The following is a 16,537-nucleotide window of genomic DNA, read 5'->3' as shown; positions in this document are numbered from 1 at the left end:
CGCTTAATCCACTTTAGGTGGCGTGGAAAAAGTATGGTGCGGTGCTGGTGAAGCCACTGTCCACTCCAACCCTTCAGCACCATCCCACGGCTTAGCCGCCGCCTTCTCGCCACCACGGGCACACTTGATCACCACCGCAAGGAAAATAAGTTGAGACAGGCCAAACAAGAACCCCCCTACACTGACCACCGCATTGATATCGGCAAACTGCAGCGCATAGTCAGGGATCCGGCGTGGCATACCAGCAAGGCCTAAAAAGTGCATCGGGAAGAACAAGATATTGACCGAGATAATCGAGCACCAGAAATGCCACTTGGCCAACTTCTCATCGAACATGTGCCCGGTCCATTTCGGCAACCAATAGTAAGCGGCCGCCATGATGGAGAAGATAGCCCCCGATACCAGCACATAGTGGAAGTGGGCCACCACAAAGTACGTATCATGGTACTGGAAGTCAGCCGGGGTAATGGCCAGCATCAACCCGGAGAAGCCACCGATGGTAAACAATACGATGAAAGCAATCGCAAACAGCATCGGGACTTCAAAGGTCAACGAGCCACGCCACATGGTCGCCACCCAGTTGAACACCTTGACCCCGGTTGGCACCGAGATCAGCATGGTGCAATACATAAAGAACAGCTCGGCAGCCACCGGCATCCCGGTGGTGAACATATGGTGGGCCCAAACCAAGAAACTCAGTCCGGCAATCGACGCCGTGGCATACACCATCGAACTGTAACCGAAGAGTTTCTTGCGAGAAAAGGCCGGAACTATCGCCGAAATAATACCGAAGCTCGGCAAAATCATAATGTACACTTCCGGATGACCAAAGAACCAGAAGATATGCTGGAACATCACCGGATCGCCCCCGCCTGCCGCATCAAAAAAGCTGGTGCCGAAGTATTTGTCGGTCAGTACCATAGTCACCGCCCCAGCCAACACCGGCATCACCGCAATCAACAGGAATGCGGTGATCAACCATGTCCAGACAAACAGCGGCATCTTCATGTAGGTCATGCCCGGCGCACGCATATTGACGATGGTGACGATGACGTTAATCGCCCCCATAATCGAGCTGATCCCCATGATATGGATGGCAAAGACAAACAGGCCGGTACTCTCCGGGCTATAGGTTGTCGACAGCGGCGCATAAAAGGTCCAACCGAAATTAGGGCCGCCCCCTTCCATGAACAGCGAAGCCAGCAGCATGGAGAACGCAAAAGGCAAGATCCAGAAACTCCAGTTATTCATCCGCGGCAAGGCCATATCTGGCGCACCGATCATCAGTGGTACCATCCAGTTCGCCAACCCGGTAAACGCCGGCATCACCGCACCAAATACCATGATAAGGCCGTGGACTGTGGTCATCTGGTTGAAGAAATTAGGCTCTACCAGTTGCAGCCCAGGCTGAAACAACTCGGCCCGGATCACCATCGCCATTGCCCCACCAATCAGGAACATGGCAAAACTGAACATCAAATACAGCGAGCCAATATCCTTGTGGTTGGTGGTAAACAGCCAGCGCTTGAGACCGGTCTGGTGGTGTTCATGATGCTCATGCTGCTCATGCTCGGTCTGGGTACCCTCGACCTCGTTTTGCTCACGCAACATATCCGTCATCGTCACTCTCTCCCTTTATAGGTCCTGACCGTCCATCACAGCCTGCACTTCGGCAGCCTGAATGGTGTCTCCGGTATTGTTATCCCAGGCATTGCGCTCATAAGTGATCACCGCTGCCAATTCTTTAAGGCTCAACTGTGGGCCAAATGCCTGCATCGCTGTTCCCTGCTTGCCGTGGACCACAATACTGATGTGCTCAAGCTTGGCGTTGGGGTCAACCGATAGCCCCTGTCCTGCCAAGCCAGGAAATGCCCCCGGTAAACCCTGGCCATTGGCCTGATGACACATCGCACAACGGGTGTTGTAGACCTGCTCGCCCAGCGTCATCAGTTCATCCATATCCATCTGCATCGCCAACAGGCGCTGCTCTTCTTCCCGCGCCTGCTGCTGGGCGACCTTAGTTGTTTGCAGCCATTCTTCATAATCTGCCTGAGACTTGGCAATCACCACCACCGGCATAAAGCCGTGATCCTTGCCGCACAGCTCGGCACACTGACCACGGTAGATCCCAGGCTCATCGATACGGGTCCAGGCTTCGTTGATAAAACCGGGATTAGCATCTTTCTTCACCGCGAAATCGGGAACCCACCAAGAATGAATGACGTCTTGCGAGGTGATCAAAAAGCGCACTTTTTTGCCAACCGGCAGTACCAGTGGCCGATCAACTTCCAGTAAGTAATTGCTGCGTTTTTCACGTTCATTGGTGATCTGGGCTTGGCTGGTTGCCAACAAGGAGTAAAATTCGACATCCTCATCGAAATAGCGGTAATGCCACTTCCACTGCGAGCCGGTGACCTGAACCGTCATGTCCGCCTGGGTAGTATCTTCCATTGCCAACAGTGTCTGGGTGGCTGGGACTGCCATGATGATGAGAATAACGAACGGGATCACCGTCCAGAGGATTTCAACCTTGGTACTTTCGTGGAAGGAAGCGGCGACCGCCCCTTTTGACTTACGGTGATGGATGATAGACCAGAACATCACCCCGAAAACCACCAAGCCGATCACTACACAGATGTAGAAAATCGTCATATGGAGATCAAACACCCGCTGACTGACCTCGGTCACTCCCTGGGTCATATTCAGCGGCATGGGTTGAACGTCTGCCTGTGCTGGCATAACCAACAAAGCAAACAGACAGCACATCAGATGGCGAATCATCACCCGGCTCCCTCCTATCCTTTTCCTATCAAATACCCCCAATGAACACGAAATAGCTCATGGGGACAGCGCAAAATGAGTCAGAGTCTTCCCTGCATACATTGCAGATGAGGTGTCATCCGCAGTCACATGGTTAACAGTTTGTTTACATTTAACTTAGGACAGGATCGTGAAATTACGCAAAAAAATAGGCAGGAAAAGTGGGGAAAAAAACCAAACTGGCATATTGCATGCTAGACACAAAGAGGAAACCGACTAGCAGCAACAGCGTGCCTTTGTAAAGAATTACAGATGAATATGCAGCAATACCGGCAAGATGCGGAATTTCAATCCAGGGATCCGCGCTAACCAACGCTGCCAGCCTCGCCAACGGGAACAAGTACTATCCATCGGGCTATAGCGACCAACCGCCGACGCCCAAGGTAACCATTGCAGCAGCTTACGACGCGGATCACGCATGGCATGACCGAAAGGTTTATCGACGCCCATTTCACCAGACAAAGGCGAATGACACAGATCCCCGGCAACAACCAAACACAGCTCAAAACGGCCAAAGTGACAGGCTAATGACTGGACAACATGGGCCAGCTCGACCTCGCTTGATGCCAGCAAAGCGTGATCGCACAGCACTATGATCGGCGCCCCGGACATTGGCGGTAAAGCCTGCAGCCAGGACAAGTCTGTGGTTGAGCCAGGTAGCATCTGATATCGCTCGCTACGATGAAACAGGCGTTGTCGCCACAGCAAATTTTCACCGACATCAATATCGAACCAACGACAGCGACCGTTATCGACCCGATAAAAACGGGTATCCAGGCCACTACCTAGATTGATGATCCGCCCATCGGGGTGACGACGAAGAAATTGTTGAATTTGGCGATCACAAATCAGCGTAAGGCTAGCATGCAGCCGTTGCTGCTGGGAAATATTGCCCTGGAGGCATTCAGGCTTGAGGCTACATTGGGTGCAGGCTGCGGCAGCGACGGGATCATAAATCAAGCGATCATCGGCCAGGCTTTCACGGCTACGGAGCCAAAGCGGTTGGAGCAGATCAGCAAGAATATCATGGCGGACAGTCTCAGTCATTATCATCTCCTTTTGAATATAAAGATGATAATGACTATCATTAACACTTGTAAAGCGTTAATGGATCTTTTTAAGCGGGGCGCGTTACATCCAGTCGGTGTTGCGGATCACACCGACGGCAATGCCTTCAATCGACAAGTGCTGAGTATTGAGGTCAACCACAATTGGGGCAAACTCTTCGTTCTCGGCATGCAGCAGGACCTGTGCACCGTTACGCTCAAGGCGTTTGACGGTCACATCATCTTCAACCCGGGCCACAACCACCTGACCATTGCGGACATCCTGGGTCTTATGCACAGCCAGCAAATCGCCGTCCATGATCCCGATATCCTTCATACTCATACCGTTCACCCGCAGCAGAAAGTCTGCACGCGGCTTGAACAGAGATGGGTCTACCTCGTAATGGGTTTCAACATGTTCCTGAGCCAAAATAGGCTCACCAGCAGCAACCTGGCCGATCAACGGCAGGCCGCTCTCTTCTTCCTCGCGGTTACCCAGCAAGCGGATCCCACGCGAAGCGCCAGGAATAATTTCAATCACTTCTTTACGGGCCAATGCCTTGAGATGTTCTTCAGCAGCATTAGCAGAACGGAAGCCGAGTTCACGGGCTATTTCAGCACGTGTTGGCGGCATTCCAGAATCTTCAATTTTTGCTTTGATCAAATCAAAGACTTCTTGTTGGCGCGGCGTTAACGGCTTCATAGCTCACCCTGTCTTTTTATACAGTTCACTGTGAGTATATCCAGTGTTATCACGCTTGAAAAGGTTATTGTTTAGGAAAACAACAATTTTGCCGCAAATTCACCAGCAAGTAACCGATCGTGGTCTTAGCATTTTCATACTCTGTTGTTCAGTCAAAGTACGTTGGGAAATCAATAAAAATGTCATATAAAGACTCGTCTGTGCTATTTCGCTGCTTATAACTGGTTTTTTTCTGCTATCCTTCCACGCATTAAGAATTCGAGGCTAGTAAAAGATATGTCAAGTTGGCAGAAAATCTATCAAAAAATACTGGATTTGCCGCTTTCTCTGCTGGTTAAAACCCACTCAATCCCTTCCGATCCTGCAGCGGATCTGGAACTGGACCTAGAACGCCCGATTGTTTACATCCTGCCGTTCCGCTCCAACACCGATTTGATGACACTGCGCAGCAGCACTAAGGCGCTAGGTTTGCCTGATCCCTTGTCCCCACTGGAGGTTAACGGGCAGCAATTTGTCCGCTATGTTTATATTTCCGATGGACCGAGTGTCTTTGGTGATAAGAACGCGTTACCACAGGAATCTATCAACCTGTTTACCGCCCTGCTCGAGCACCACACACAAGATAGTGAACTGGATATCCAGGTGGTTCCGGCTTCTATTCTCTGGGGCCGCAAACCCGGCAAGGAAGAAAACCACAAACCGGTACTGCGCCCGCTCAATGGCCCGGAGAAGTTTTTCACTATCCTCGGTCATGGCCGCGACTGTATGGTACGCCTGAGCCCGGCGGTTTCTCTACGCTACATGGCCGATCACCACGGTACCGACGATTCAATTGCCAATAAACTGGCGAGGGTGGCCCGTATCCACTTCTCACGCCAGCAGTTGGCTGCGTCAGGGCCGAAATTACCTGACCGCCAAGTGCTATTTAACCGCCTGCTCAACTCCAAAGCGATTGAAAAAGTCGTCGCAGAAGAAGCCGCAAGCCGTGATGTACCTGTTGAAAAGGTACGCAAAGAAGCCGTCGACATGATGGAAGAAATTGCCGCCAACTTCTCCTACTCACTGATCAAACGCGGGGAACGCTTCCTTGGCTGGCTGTGGAACAAGCTCTACCAAGGGCTGAACATCCACAATGCCAAGCAGGTTCGTAAGTTGGCCCAAGACGGCCATGAGATTGTTTATGTACCCTGCCACCGCAGCCACATGGACTACCTGCTGCTGTCTTACGTACTATACCGAGAAGGCTTAGTGCCGCCGCATGTTGCCGCAGGCATCAACCTCAATTTCTTCCCGGCCGGACAGATTTTCCGCCGCGGCGGTGGCTTCTTTATCCGTCGTAGCTTCAAGGGCAACCGCCTTTACTCGACAGTATTCCGCGAATACTTGGCTGAATTGTTTGCCAAGGGCTATTCGGTCGAGTACTTCAGCGAAGGTGGCCGTTCACGAACGGGCCGTTTGCTACCAGCCAAAACCGGTATGCTGTCAATGACTATTCAGGCGATGCTGCGCGGCCTGAACCGCCCGGTTACCCTAGTACCAGTCTACATCGGCTACGAACACGTGATGGAAGTAGCGACCTATGCCAACGAGCTGCGCGGCAAGGGCAAAGAAAAAGAAAACATCGGTCAGGTGATTCGTACCCTGCGTAAACTGCGTAACCTCGGCCAAGGCTATGTCAATTTCGGTGAGCCGATCCCACTCAATCACTACCTCAACGAGCATGTACCTGAATGGCACAAGGATATCGACCCTATCGAACCTCAACGCCCACAATGGTTGACCCCGGTAGTGAACGACTTAGCCGTGAAAATGATGACCCACATCAACGATGCAGCCGCTACTAATGCCCTAACGTTATGTGGTGTCGCACTGCTTGCAGCACGCCAGCGCGCCCTTAGCCGTAAAGATCTCGAGCAGCAAATAGACTGCTACCTACAGTTGTTACGTAACGTGCCATACTCGGAAAAATTCACCGTTCCGGATGAAAATGCCCAGGCGATGGTTAAGCACGCTATCGACATGGACAAGTTCGTTGTCGAGCGTGATAGCCTGGGTGAAATGGTCTCATTGAACCGCCAGCAGGCGATACTGATGACCTACTACCGCAACAACATCATCCACCTGTTTGCGATGCCATCACTGATCGCCAATATCATGATCCACCACCAAAAGCTAAGCGTGGATAAAATTGTCGAGCAGGTCACTCGCTTATATCCGTTCCTTCAAGCCGAGCTGTTCCTGCGCTTTAGCAAAGAAGAGCTGGAAACAGTGATTGAGGCACAAGTCGACGAGCTGGTTCGCCAGCGACTGGTATTACGCAATGGTGATCAAATAAGCCTTAACAGCGCCCGTATCGGCCCGCTGCATTTGCTGGCACGCACGATATCTGAAACCTTGCAGCGTTATGCGATTTCCCTGACCCTGCTTAACTCCGAGCCGCAGCTGATGAGAAGCGACCTTGAGCAGCAAAGCCAGATGATGGCCCAGCGCCTGAGCCGCTTACATGGCATTAATGCACCAGAATTTTTCGACAAGGGCGTATTTGCGATCTTGGTGAAAACCCTGCGCAGCGAAGGCTACCTCAATGAGGAGTGCCACGCAGTATCACAACCGGTCGAGCAACTTGCCGAACAGTTAGCTGCCTTGGTGTCACCGGAAGTGAAGCTGACTATCCAAGCCGTCATGAACCGCGAAGACCGGGGCGAAGAGACCAACAGCGGCGAGTAATCACACTCACCACCACACCAAAAGGGCTGCAATTTGCGGCCCTTTTCTATATCGATCTACTGCCCAGCGACCAAACCGTACCACTTTTCATACCAATCTGGATAAGTCGTTGATCAAGTATTTTTCCAGTGCAAGGCTGATCAAATATTGATGTAGGTTGGTATCATATGCACACAAAAACAAAAAAGCGCCGTTAACGGCGCTTTCTCAGGTTGGTTTGTACTGTCTGCTTTTATGTCAAATAGGTACTGACCGAGATACCGACACAAATCAACATGCCGACATAGTTGTTATTCAAGAAAGCCTTGAAACATGGCTCACGTTCACGGCCTCGCAGCAGCTTTTGCTGATAGACGAACAATGACGAGGCCAGCAAAAGACACCAGTAATACACCTGTGACAGATTTTCAATCGCCCCGACAGCAATCAGCAATACCAAGGTTCCCAGCTGCAGCAGGCCAATGATCATCTTATCGAACCGACCAAATAGGATGGCAGTAGACTTGATCCCGACCTTGAGATCATCATCACGGTCCACCATAGCGTACTGGGTGTCATAGGCGATAGTCCATAGGATATTAGCAACAAACAGCAACCATGCCACCGCTGGCAGCTCCCCGGCCTGCGCCGCGTAGGCCATCGGAATCGACCAGCCGAATGCCATCCCCAACACCAGCTGAGGCAGGTGGGTATAACGCTTCATGAACGGATAAGCTGCGGCCAATACCACGCCCACGACCGACAACATGATAGTCAGGGTATTCATTGTCAGAACCAACAAGAATGACACCAACACCAACAGGCCAAACAAGGCCAGCGCCTCACGCTCTGATACCTTGCCCGACGGCATCGGCCGCTTGGCTGTGCGTTTGACGTGGCCATCGAAATTACGGTCTGCAAAGTCGTTGATCACACATCCTGCCGCCCGCATGAAAATCACCCCAAGTACAAAAACCAACATCACATGAGGATTGGGCATGCCTTCGGCGGCCAAAAACAACGCCCACAGTGTCGGCCACAATAGCAACAGGCTACCAATAGGACGATCGAAGCGCGCCAGCTGCCAGAACGCTTTCATCTTGGTCATTTCCAACTTAGGGTCTCCTTATATATAGGTGCTTCCTGCAAAAATAATTCCGCCACCAGCAGTGGCTTATTATTCAGCCACAATCGCGAACGGCGGGCCCAAACCGGTTTATTTTCAGTCCCGACATTGGCAACCTCCAGCGCATCACGACGCGCACTGCGATCAGTAAACACGCGGAACCCGAGTGGCATTTCCCCCAGCTGGGCCAGATCCTGCTCTTGCCCTGTTAGGGTAGTCAGCGGGATCAAGGTTCTGGCAAATACCCACGGCACACCATCCCCCTTGAGTACAACCTTGCGTAGCAGGCAGTCAACATCACCGATCAGGGCACGTTCGTCGTCGGTCAAACGCTCACGGTGGATCTGTCCCTGCTCTTCCAGAGAGACAGTAAATGCCCGGCAGTGACGCTCAAACCGGCGGGACAAGGAGTCCAACTCCAACAACCAATGCCCAAATTCAGTTCCTTCAATGACGGTATCTTCCGGTGCCAGCCATTGGGCGCTATCTAACAAGGGCTTGTACAACTGTTTGAATTTCGACATCTTTCCAACAAAATCTCTACCCAATTACCGACAAGGGCTTGGTAGATCAAGGTTAATTTATTACCATGAATAAACACCATTGTAGCAAGCTGTAACCAGTACGAATATCGTTACGATCGAAAGAAACTCATTTGCAGCCATAAAAACCAATAACTCTATGAGCATGATAATGAAATTAACTTTACCTAGACTACTTTTCCTCTTGGCGAGTTTACTGGTGCCAATGTCAGCCAACGCCAACGATGCGGCCACGGCCAATCCACAATATACCTATTACACCTTGGCCCCAGACATTACGACCAATTATGTAAGCCAAGGCAAGCGGATCGGTTACCTCCGCTTGCAGGTTGACCTCATGGTCGCTGACCCTTCGCTGATCCCCGAAGTTGAGCACCATGCTCCGCTGATCCGTGATGCTATCATCAGCATCATTGGTCAGCAGCCAGAAGCTAGGATCAAATCACTGGCTGGACGAGAAGAAATCCGCCAGGCCTGCTTGAACAAAGTTAACGAGCTACTACTTATCGAGACCAACAAACGGTTACTGACCGAATTGCTGTTTACCAAGTATCTCTACCAGTAAGCCCGGTATCTTTAAATGCAAACACTCTTCTAAAACCCAAAAGGCGCCTAAGGCGCCTTTTGGGTTGGGTAACGGTTTACTGATCAAGCCGCATTTTGAACCGATAGCCAATTTGCAATGTAGTCGGCGATCTGCTGCTGCTGCTCCTGATCCAAATACAGCCCGAGCTTACTGCGGCGCCACAAAACATCATCAGCCTGTTGGACAAACTCATCTCGCAGTAGGTAATCCAGCTCCTTGGCATAGAAACCAGCCCCAAAATGCAGCCCCATATCTGCCTCGTTGGCGACGCCCTCAAACAGCTGCGTGCTGAGATTACCGTAATTGGTCGCCATTCGCTCGGCGGCTACGGCCAGTAACCACGGGAAGCGCTGCTGCAAATCAGCGGCCTGCGCTTTGGCATCAAAGCCCGCAGCCCCACCCGGTAAATAGGCATCCGCCGTCCACGGCGGCTGCATCTGCGGGAAGAAAGGTGCCAATTTGACCATCGCCGTCTCGGCCAATTTACGGTAGGTCGTCAACTTACCACCGAAAATCGACAATAGCGGAGCCTGCTGGCCTTCCTGCTCTAGCTCCAATGTGTAATCCCGGGTAATAGCCTGCGGCGAGTCAGATTCATCATCACACAGCGGACGTACCCCGCTGTAGGTCCACACCACATCATCACGGCCAAGCTTGTTGACAAAGTGATTGTTGTAGACCTCAAGTAGGTAGCCGATTTCATTCTCATCAATCGCCACTTCGCGCGGATCACCGTTGTATTCCACATCCGTGGTACCGATGATCGAGAACCGGTCAAGATACGGGATCACGAACACAATACGGTTATCTTCATTCTGCAGAATATACGCTTGCTCCTCGCCGTGAACCCGCGGCACCACAATATGCGAGCCTTTGATCAAACGAATATTACGTGGTGATGGCAGCGACAAGCTCTGATCATAAAACGCTTTCACCCATGGGCCAGCTGCATTGACCAGTGCATAGCAACGACGCTCGAATACTTCGCCCGTCAAGGTATTGCGCACCGTGACGCGCCATATCTCGCCGTCCCGCTCAGCCGCTTCGACCATACAGCGATTACGGACTTCACCTCCGCGCTGGGCGACTTCCATCGCATTCAAGATCACCAAACGCGCATCATCCACCCAGCAATCTGAATACTCAAACCCTTTGGTAATTTCCAGTACCAGTACCGAATCGGCACCGAATTTCAGACCGCAGCTCGCTGGCAACGTAGTGCGCTTGCCAAGGTGGTCATACAGAAACAGGCCCGCACGGATCATCCAAGCCGGACGCAGATGTGGGCGGTGCGGCAAACGAAAGCGCATCGGACGGGCAATGTGAGGGATTTTTTTCAGCAGTACCTCTCGCTCGGCCAGCGCTTCACCAACCAAACGAAACTCGTAGTGCTCAAGGTAGCGCAGGCCACCATGGATCAGCTTCGAACTGGCCGACGATGTCGCCGAAGCAAAATCTTGCGCCTCATAAAGGCCGACACGCAAGCCACGTCCAGCGGCATCAGCGGCAATCCCCGCTCCATTGATACCGCCACCGACGACAATCAGATCCAACACTTCGTTATTTGCTGCCATTTCCCCACCTCGACTACGACTTTCGCCAAATGTTCTTTTTCGCGCACAAGCGCTCGATATCGAGCACTATAGACAAATGATTGATTGAGATCATCATTATTATGCTCGAATGTTTAACTAATTATGATCGACATGGAATTTTAGTGAAAAAAAACGGGCTGCTTATTCAGCAGCCCGTTCGTACAGAAGGGGTGAGTTGGCCTCTAAGCCAATGACATTGATGGATTAACAAATAATTTCAATGTGCGTTTCATGCTCGGCCAGGCGCTTGGCCAATTCTTCTGGCGGAGTATGGTCGGTAAACAACATATCGATCTGGCTGATATCACCCAGGTTAACCATCGCATTTCGACCGAACTTGGTATGGTCGACCCCAAGCATCACACAGCGGCTATTTTCGATGATCGCTTGTTTCACCCGTACCTCGTGGTAATCAAAGTCAAGCAACGAGCCGTCAAGATCAATGCCACTTATACCCAAAATGCCAAAGTCGAGGCGGAACTGGGAAATAAAGTCCAACGTTGCTTCACCCACCATGCCGCCATCACGGTTACGCACTTCGCCACCAGCAAGGATCACCCGGAAGTCATCCTTGCCCGTCAAAATGCTCGCGACATTGAGGTTATTGGTCACAATGCGTAGATCATTATGGTCGAGCAATGCACGGGCGACGGCTTCCGGCGTTGTGCCGATATCAATGAACAAGGTCGCACCATCTGGAATATGGGCAACCATGGCCTGGGCAATGTTGTCTTTTTCAGCCAGCTGCATCACTTTACGGGTGCTGTATGAGGTATTAACTGAGCTCGATGGGATAGTCGCTCCACCATGGTGACGGCGGATCTTATTGTCTTCCGCCAACTCGTTGAGATCCCGTCGGATAGTCTGCGGACTCACATTAAACCGCTCAACCAAGTCATCGGTGCTGACGTAGCCTTGGGTTTTGACAAGATCAATTATTTCCTGGTGACGTTTACTCTGCTTCACGACTGACGCGGCTCCCTTTCGCTATGGCCTGGTACCTAACAAACTGTCTTATGCAATCGATATCAATAAGCCAAGTTCAGCTTGTAAAACAACAAGGCTCCGCACAATGCGAAGCCTTGTCATCTTACCTAGGGTCTAATCAAGATGCCAATGATGGCGCTCCCAATCATGCATTTTGTTCCAGCTGACCCGCTTCTTTCTCACGGTGCAAGCGGCTTTCACCAATCAATGCCAAAGTCAGGAAGAAGATAGACATGCCACAAGATGCCGTCAGTACCATAAAGCCGCCATCCCAACCGAAGTGGTCAACGGTATAACCCAAAATAGCGTTAGCGGCTACCGCACCACCGAGATAACCGAACAAGCCAGTCAGACCTGCCGCAGTACCCGCTGCTTTTTTCGGTGCCAGTTCAAGTGCATACAAACCAATCAGCATCACAGGGCCATAAATCAGGAAGCCGATAGCAACCAATGCTGCCATATCCACGGTTGGGTTGCCTGCTGGGTTGAACCAGTAAACCAGTACCGCAACGGTCACCAATGCCATGAACAGAATACCAGCAGGTGCACGACGGCCCTTAAAGAATTTATCCGACATCCAACCACACAATAATGTACCCGGGATCCCTGCCCACTCGTACAGGAAGTAAGCCCAAGATGATTTGTCGACAGTGAAGTGTTTCACTTCGCTCAGGTACACCGGCGCCCAGTCCAATACTCCGTAGCGGATCAGATAAACGAAGGCATTGGCAATCGCAATAAACCACAATAGTTTGTTGTTAAATAAATACTTGAAGAAGATTTCCTTGGCGGTCATCTCTTTTTCGTGGGAAGCGTCATAGCTATCCGGGTAGTCGTCTTTATGCTCTTCGATTGAAGGCAGGCCACAAGACTGCGGCGTATCGCGCATTACCAACAGGGTAAATACGGCCACCAGCAAGGCAAAGAAAGCCGGTACATAGAACGCCGATCTCCAATCATCATTGAATGCCCAAAGACCAAGCAGGAACATCGGACCAATCAAACCACCGCCCACGTTATGAGCAACGTTCCAGACCGAAACGACTTCCCCCCTTTCCTTACGCGACCACCAATGCACCATGGTACGGCCACAAGCAGGCCAGCCCATCCCCTGGAACCAACCGTTCAAAAACAGCAGAATAAACATGGCCGCAATACTGCTCGTTGCCCAAGGCATAAAGCCGAAGCACAACATCACAATCGCCGACATACTCAAGCCAGCTGCAAGGAAGTAGCGTGGGTTAGAGCGGTCAGACACACTACCCATCAAGAATTTCGACAAGCCATAAGCAATTGAAACGGCAGCCAGTGCTACACCCAGGTCACCGCGGCTGTAACCGTATTCTTCGATAAGGTAAGGCATGGCCAGGCTGAAATTTTTACGAACAAGGTAGTAGCCGGCATAGCCAAAGAAGATACCCGCGAAAAGCTGCCAACGCAGACGCTGGTAGGTGGAGTCGACCTGGCCATCAGGAAGACGCGCCCGATGCATTGCCGGTTTGAAAAGACCAAACATAGAATATTCCTTTTTATAATTTGTTGCGATGGTATGGGTACAAACGAATACCAGGCGAGCGAAAGTAATCAATTTCACTCAACGTATGCAAATTATTGCTCTAATGAAGGTAAGAAAATGTGAATGTTGTCAAATATGCAGATTAAATCGCTGCCTTGGGAGTAATATGCGGGGGGATTTCACTGAAAGTATGGACTAGCTTGATATATCAACAAAAAAGGTGAACACCCTATTACAGATATTCACCTTCTTTTAGCGCCAACATAGACCTATCGGCGTAACTTCGCATCCACCCACCCCAGGGCACAGCCACTGAGCAAGCCAAAGAGGTGGGCCATATTGGCTATGGACATGCCCAGTACATCGGCAAACCCCAACACCAACCAGGCGATCATAAAGACGACATAAGGCTTGGGAATGGATAAGCCGCGTTGCGGCGCCAGCCACCCCATCCACCAAATATAACCCAATAAGGCATAGACCACGCCAGACAAGCCGCCGAAGTTCGGGCCATGGAACCAAAATTGGGCAAACCCTGAGATCAACGCCGAGATCAGAAAAACCTGAAGAAGCTTAGCACTGCCACTGTGCCGTTCGAGCTGGCCACCTAGGATCCACCACCACAGACAATTGAAGATCACGTGCAGGGTCGAGAAGTGGATCAGCGCATGGGAGAAAAAGCGCCACAGCTGCCACTCATCTCCCTCCATCAACGGAAAGTGCATCAGGGCAAAAACGGGCTGTTGCAATCCCAGTAGCCAAAGCAGGTAAATCACGACCGAAACAGCCATCACCAAGAGCGTGAACGGCCCGGCTTGGGCGCGTACCAAACCGAGTAAACTAGGGCTGCGATAATGGAATTTGGCGGTCCGACTTTCAGCCACCTCCCATGATGCTGCCTGGTACTTACGATCAGAGGGATTGGAAAGAAACTGGTTGAGCTCAGCCTCTACTTCCACCCAATGCTGTCCGTCTTCCAGCCACAAGGCAAACAGCCCCTCGGGTTCGGGTGCCATTACCAGCGAAATACCACGCGAGGCCATATAATCAATAAACGCCTGCGCCTGGCGGGGGTTGTTCAATCCGGCTAAGCGGTGCATATCAATCTCCACAGTGAAAGACTTTCGGCTACATCAAGTGATGAAGCCAAGCGATACCTGTCCCGCCGCCGTCTTTGGGATCAGGCCATCTGGATACACGGAAATGCGCTGCGTTTCCAGGCCTCAAACCCACCATCGAGGCTGTAGACACAATCGAAGCCCTGATGAAGCAAGTACTGGGCTGCCCCTTGGCTGCTGACACCGTGGTAACACATCACAATCACAGGTTGCTCGAAATCAACCTCATCCATAAACGCGACCATTGTATCATTAGTTAGATGGAACGCGCCTTCAGGATGGCTAAGGGCATAGGACTGAGGATCGCGGATATCCACCAGCACCGCTTCGCTGCCATCCTTCGTAAGCAAGACATGGGCCTGCTCGGCAGAAATATGTTCAAATTGATCCATAATTACGCTGACTCTTATTGGTATTGATCAACAGGCGGGAACACCCGCCCAGGAAAAATGTGACGATCGTCCGTTTTGGCTGAAACCCTCTCACACCATCTTATTTTTCCATTGTAACCGATCAAGTTACTCACAACCCCATCGAATAAATAGGGATATCAGCCAAACGAAAAACGAAGCTGAAGCCGCGTATGGCAAGGGCTGACAATAAGAGCAGCCAATCCCCCGACCTCAAGATGATTAAAACACCACCAGCTGTGGACAACGCTGTGGATTGCGTTGATAATGTGTTTTGTAAAAATTGGATCCACTACATGTAGATCGGATCATGTAAAAAGCTGTGGATAAAACCCTTTTAACGTCACATTTCGCCTTGTTTTTGTGAGGTATCTCCCGGATTTTAGGCACAAAAAAACCAGCCTATGGCTGGTTTTATCTCTTCGCGATTTGTGGATAGTTTGCCGAAGATCCTCAGGCAAAATCCCCCACTGCTTCCTTAAGCTTTTTCATCGCATTTTTCTCTAGCTGGCGGATCCGCTCGGCTGAAACCTGGTAGTGTTCTGCCAGCTCTTGCAAGGTCGACTTGCTATCTTCCAACCAACGCGAGCGCACAATGTGCTGGCTTCGCTCATCAAGGCCAGATAGGGCGTTAGATAAACGGTTATTCGCGTGGGCTTCCCAGTTGTTTTCCTCAACGCTCAAGGCTACATCCGATGACTTATCTTCAAGATAATACGCTGGCGCACTGTAGCTAATGCCGCGATCATCATCTTCGGCTGGCATTTCAAAAGCCGGATCTTGGGCTGCAAGGCGGGACTCCATTTCACGAACTTCGTTCGCCTCAACACCGAGCTGCTCGGCGACCATCGCGACTTCATCATTGTTGAACCAACCAAGACGCTTTTTGGCCTTACGAAGGTTAAAGAACAATTTGCGCTGGGCTTTGGTTGTCGCAACCTTAACAATACGCCAGTTACGTAGAACATACTCATGGATCTCAGCTTTGATCCAGTGAACAGCAAATGACACCAAGCGAACCCCGACTTCCGGATTGAATCGCTTGACGGCTTTCATCAAGCCAATATTGCCTTCCTGAACCAAATCAGCCATTGGCAAGCCGTAGCCAGAATAGCCACGAGCGATGTGAACAACAAAGCGCAGATGAGACATAACCAATGCTTTCGCAGCATTAAGATCACCATCAAAATGAAGACGCTCAGCTAACTCGCGCTCCTGCTCCGCCGACAGCATAGGATAGCCGTTAACGCTCTGGACATAACTATCCAGACTATCTGCAGTAACCAGAGCCATTGAAGTCATCTCTTTTGTCATTCAACAAACCTCGTTTATTTTTTGTACCAATGCGAAATTGCATGAACCGCCAATGATGCCTGTAAAAT

General features: G+C 51.0%; 14 protein-coding genes. 2 read left to right on the top strand and 12 right to left on the bottom strand.

Annotation, left to right across the window (positions count from 1 at the left end):
- Positions 1–3: 3 nt before the first annotated feature.
- The 4 genes from ctaD to lexA all read right to left on the bottom strand — a co-directional run bounded on the left by ctaD (position 4) and on the right by lexA (position 4,569).
- On the bottom strand, positions 4–1,620 hold the full coding sequence (ctaD, locus tag NHN17_RS01295) for a cytochrome c oxidase subunit I (protein WP_255040296.1): 1,617 nt from the start codon (positions 1,618–1,620) through the stop codon (positions 4–6).
- 15 nt (positions 1,621–1,635) lie between these two features.
- On the bottom strand, positions 1,636–2,781 hold the full coding sequence (gene coxB, locus NHN17_RS01290; protein ID WP_255040295.1) for a cytochrome c oxidase subunit II: 1,146 nt from the start codon (positions 2,779–2,781) through the stop codon (positions 1,636–1,638).
- Between the two features lie 285 nt (positions 2,782–3,066).
- A complete protein-coding gene (locus NHN17_RS01285) occupies positions 3,067–3,867 on the bottom strand; it encodes a class I SAM-dependent methyltransferase (protein ID WP_255040294.1) in 801 nt (266 codons plus the stop codon).
- An 84-nt stretch (positions 3,868–3,951) separates the two neighbouring features.
- Positions 3,952–4,569 (bottom strand): transcriptional repressor LexA, encoded by a 618-nt coding sequence (lexA, locus tag NHN17_RS01280; protein WP_255040293.1) that lies wholly within the window; start codon positions 4,567–4,569, stop codon positions 3,952–3,954.
- Between the two features lie 276 nt (positions 4,570–4,845).
- On the opposite strand from lexA, the gene plsB reads away from it, so the two are divergent.
- Positions 4,846–7,296, top strand: coding sequence for a glycerol-3-phosphate 1-O-acyltransferase PlsB (gene plsB / locus NHN17_RS01275; RefSeq protein ID WP_255040292.1), 2,451 nt, complete (start codon positions 4,846–4,848; stop codon positions 7,294–7,296).
- A gap of 232 nt (positions 7,297–7,528) precedes the next feature.
- Here plsB and ubiA read toward each other — a convergent pair whose 3' ends face one another.
- Positions 7,529–8,383, bottom strand: a complete 855-nt coding sequence (gene ubiA / locus NHN17_RS01270) for a 4-hydroxybenzoate octaprenyltransferase (RefSeq protein WP_373689526.1) — start codon at positions 8,381–8,383, stop codon at positions 7,529–7,531.
- Positions 8,380–8,925: a chorismate lyase gene (locus tag NHN17_RS01265; RefSeq protein WP_255040290.1), complete on the bottom strand. Its 546-nt coding sequence runs from the start codon at positions 8,923–8,925 to the stop codon at positions 8,380–8,382. The genes ubiA and NHN17_RS01265 overlap by 4 nt, the downstream gene beginning before the upstream one ends.
- Positions 8,926–9,094: 169 nt before the next feature.
- Between NHN17_RS01265 and NHN17_RS01260 the strand changes: the two genes are divergently transcribed.
- Positions 9,095–9,508 (top strand): flagellar basal body-associated protein FliL, encoded by a 414-nt coding sequence (locus tag NHN17_RS01260; protein WP_255040289.1) that lies wholly within the window; start codon positions 9,095–9,097, stop codon positions 9,506–9,508.
- A gap of 83 nt (positions 9,509–9,591) precedes the next feature.
- Here the strand turns inward: NHN17_RS01260 and glpD are convergent, their stop codons facing one another.
- From glpD to rpoH, 6 genes are all read right to left on the bottom strand, one after another.
- Positions 9,592–11,103, bottom strand: a complete 1,512-nt coding sequence (gene glpD, locus NHN17_RS01255) for a glycerol-3-phosphate dehydrogenase (RefSeq protein WP_255040288.1) — start codon at positions 11,101–11,103, stop codon at positions 9,592–9,594.
- Positions 11,104–11,328: 225 nt separating this feature from the next.
- Complete coding sequence (locus NHN17_RS01250) at positions 11,329–12,090, bottom strand: DeoR/GlpR family transcriptional regulator (RefSeq protein WP_255040286.1); 762 nt, start codon at positions 12,088–12,090, stop codon at positions 11,329–11,331.
- Between the two features lie 166 nt (positions 12,091–12,256).
- Positions 12,257–13,627: a glycerol-3-phosphate transporter gene (gene glpT, locus NHN17_RS01245; RefSeq protein ID WP_255040285.1), complete on the bottom strand. Its 1,371-nt coding sequence runs from the start codon at positions 13,625–13,627 to the stop codon at positions 12,257–12,259.
- A gap of 269 nt (positions 13,628–13,896) precedes the next feature.
- On the bottom strand, positions 13,897–14,727 hold the full coding sequence (glpG, locus tag NHN17_RS01240) for a rhomboid family intramembrane serine protease GlpG (RefSeq protein ID WP_255040284.1): 831 nt from the start codon (positions 14,725–14,727) through the stop codon (positions 13,897–13,899).
- A gap of 80 nt (positions 14,728–14,807) precedes the next feature.
- The gene (glpE, locus tag NHN17_RS01235; protein WP_255040283.1) at positions 14,808–15,137 is read right to left on the bottom strand and encodes a thiosulfate sulfurtransferase GlpE; all 330 of its coding nucleotides are present in this window, start codon (positions 15,135–15,137) and stop codon (positions 14,808–14,810) included.
- A 471-nt stretch (positions 15,138–15,608) separates the two neighbouring features.
- Positions 15,609–16,469 (bottom strand): RNA polymerase sigma factor RpoH, encoded by an 861-nt coding sequence (gene rpoH / locus NHN17_RS01230; protein WP_255040282.1) that lies wholly within the window; start codon positions 16,467–16,469, stop codon positions 15,609–15,611.
- Between the last annotated feature and the right edge of the window lie 68 nt (positions 16,470–16,537).

The organism is Photobacterium pectinilyticum, assembly GCF_024357955.1.
Taxonomy (GTDB): domain Bacteria; phylum Pseudomonadota; class Gammaproteobacteria; order Enterobacterales; family Vibrionaceae; genus Photobacterium; species Photobacterium pectinilyticum.
This window is presented reverse-complemented; position numbering and strand designations above follow the sequence as displayed.

Bases quoted from the DNA above. Each gene is read 5' to 3' on its own strand.
- glpG (WP_255040284.1), bottom strand. From the start codon at position 14,727: ATGCACCGCTTAGCCGGATTGAACAACCCCCGCCAGGCGCAGGCGTTT.
- ubiA (WP_373689526.1), bottom strand. From the start codon at position 8,383: ATGACCAAGATGAAAGCGTTCTGGCAGCTGGCGCGCTTCGATCGTCCT.
- coxB (WP_255040295.1), bottom strand. From the start codon at position 2,781: ATGATTCGCCATCTGATGTGCTGTCTGTTTGCTTTGTTGGTTATGCCA.
- glpD (WP_255040288.1), bottom strand. From the start codon at position 11,103: ATGGCAGCAAATAACGAAGTGTTGGATCTGATTGTCGTCGGTGGCGGT.
- ctaD (WP_255040296.1), bottom strand. From the start codon at position 1,620: ATGACGGATATGTTGCGTGAGCAAAACGAGGTCGAGGGTACCCAGACC.
- rpoH (WP_255040282.1), bottom strand. From the start codon at position 16,469: ATGACAAAAGAGATGACTTCAATGGCTCTGGTTACTGCAGATAGTCTG.
- glpE (WP_255040283.1), bottom strand. From the start codon at position 15,137: ATGGATCAATTTGAACATATTTCTGCCGAGCAGGCCCATGTCTTGCTT.
- NHN17_RS01265 (WP_255040290.1), bottom strand. From the start codon at position 8,925: ATGTCGAAATTCAAACAGTTGTACAAGCCCTTGTTAGATAGCGCCCAA.
- lexA (WP_255040293.1), bottom strand. From the start codon at position 4,569: ATGAAGCCGTTAACGCCGCGCCAACAAGAAGTCTTTGATTTGATCAAA.
- glpT (WP_255040285.1), bottom strand. From the start codon at position 13,627: ATGTTTGGTCTTTTCAAACCGGCAATGCATCGGGCGCGTCTTCCTGAT.
- NHN17_RS01285 (WP_255040294.1), bottom strand. From the start codon at position 3,867: ATGACTGAGACTGTCCGCCATGATATTCTTGCTGATCTGCTCCAACCG.
- plsB (WP_255040292.1), top strand. From the start codon at position 4,846: ATGTCAAGTTGGCAGAAAATCTATCAAAAAATACTGGATTTGCCGCTT.
- NHN17_RS01260 (WP_255040289.1), top strand. From the start codon at position 9,095: ATGAAATTAACTTTACCTAGACTACTTTTCCTCTTGGCGAGTTTACTG.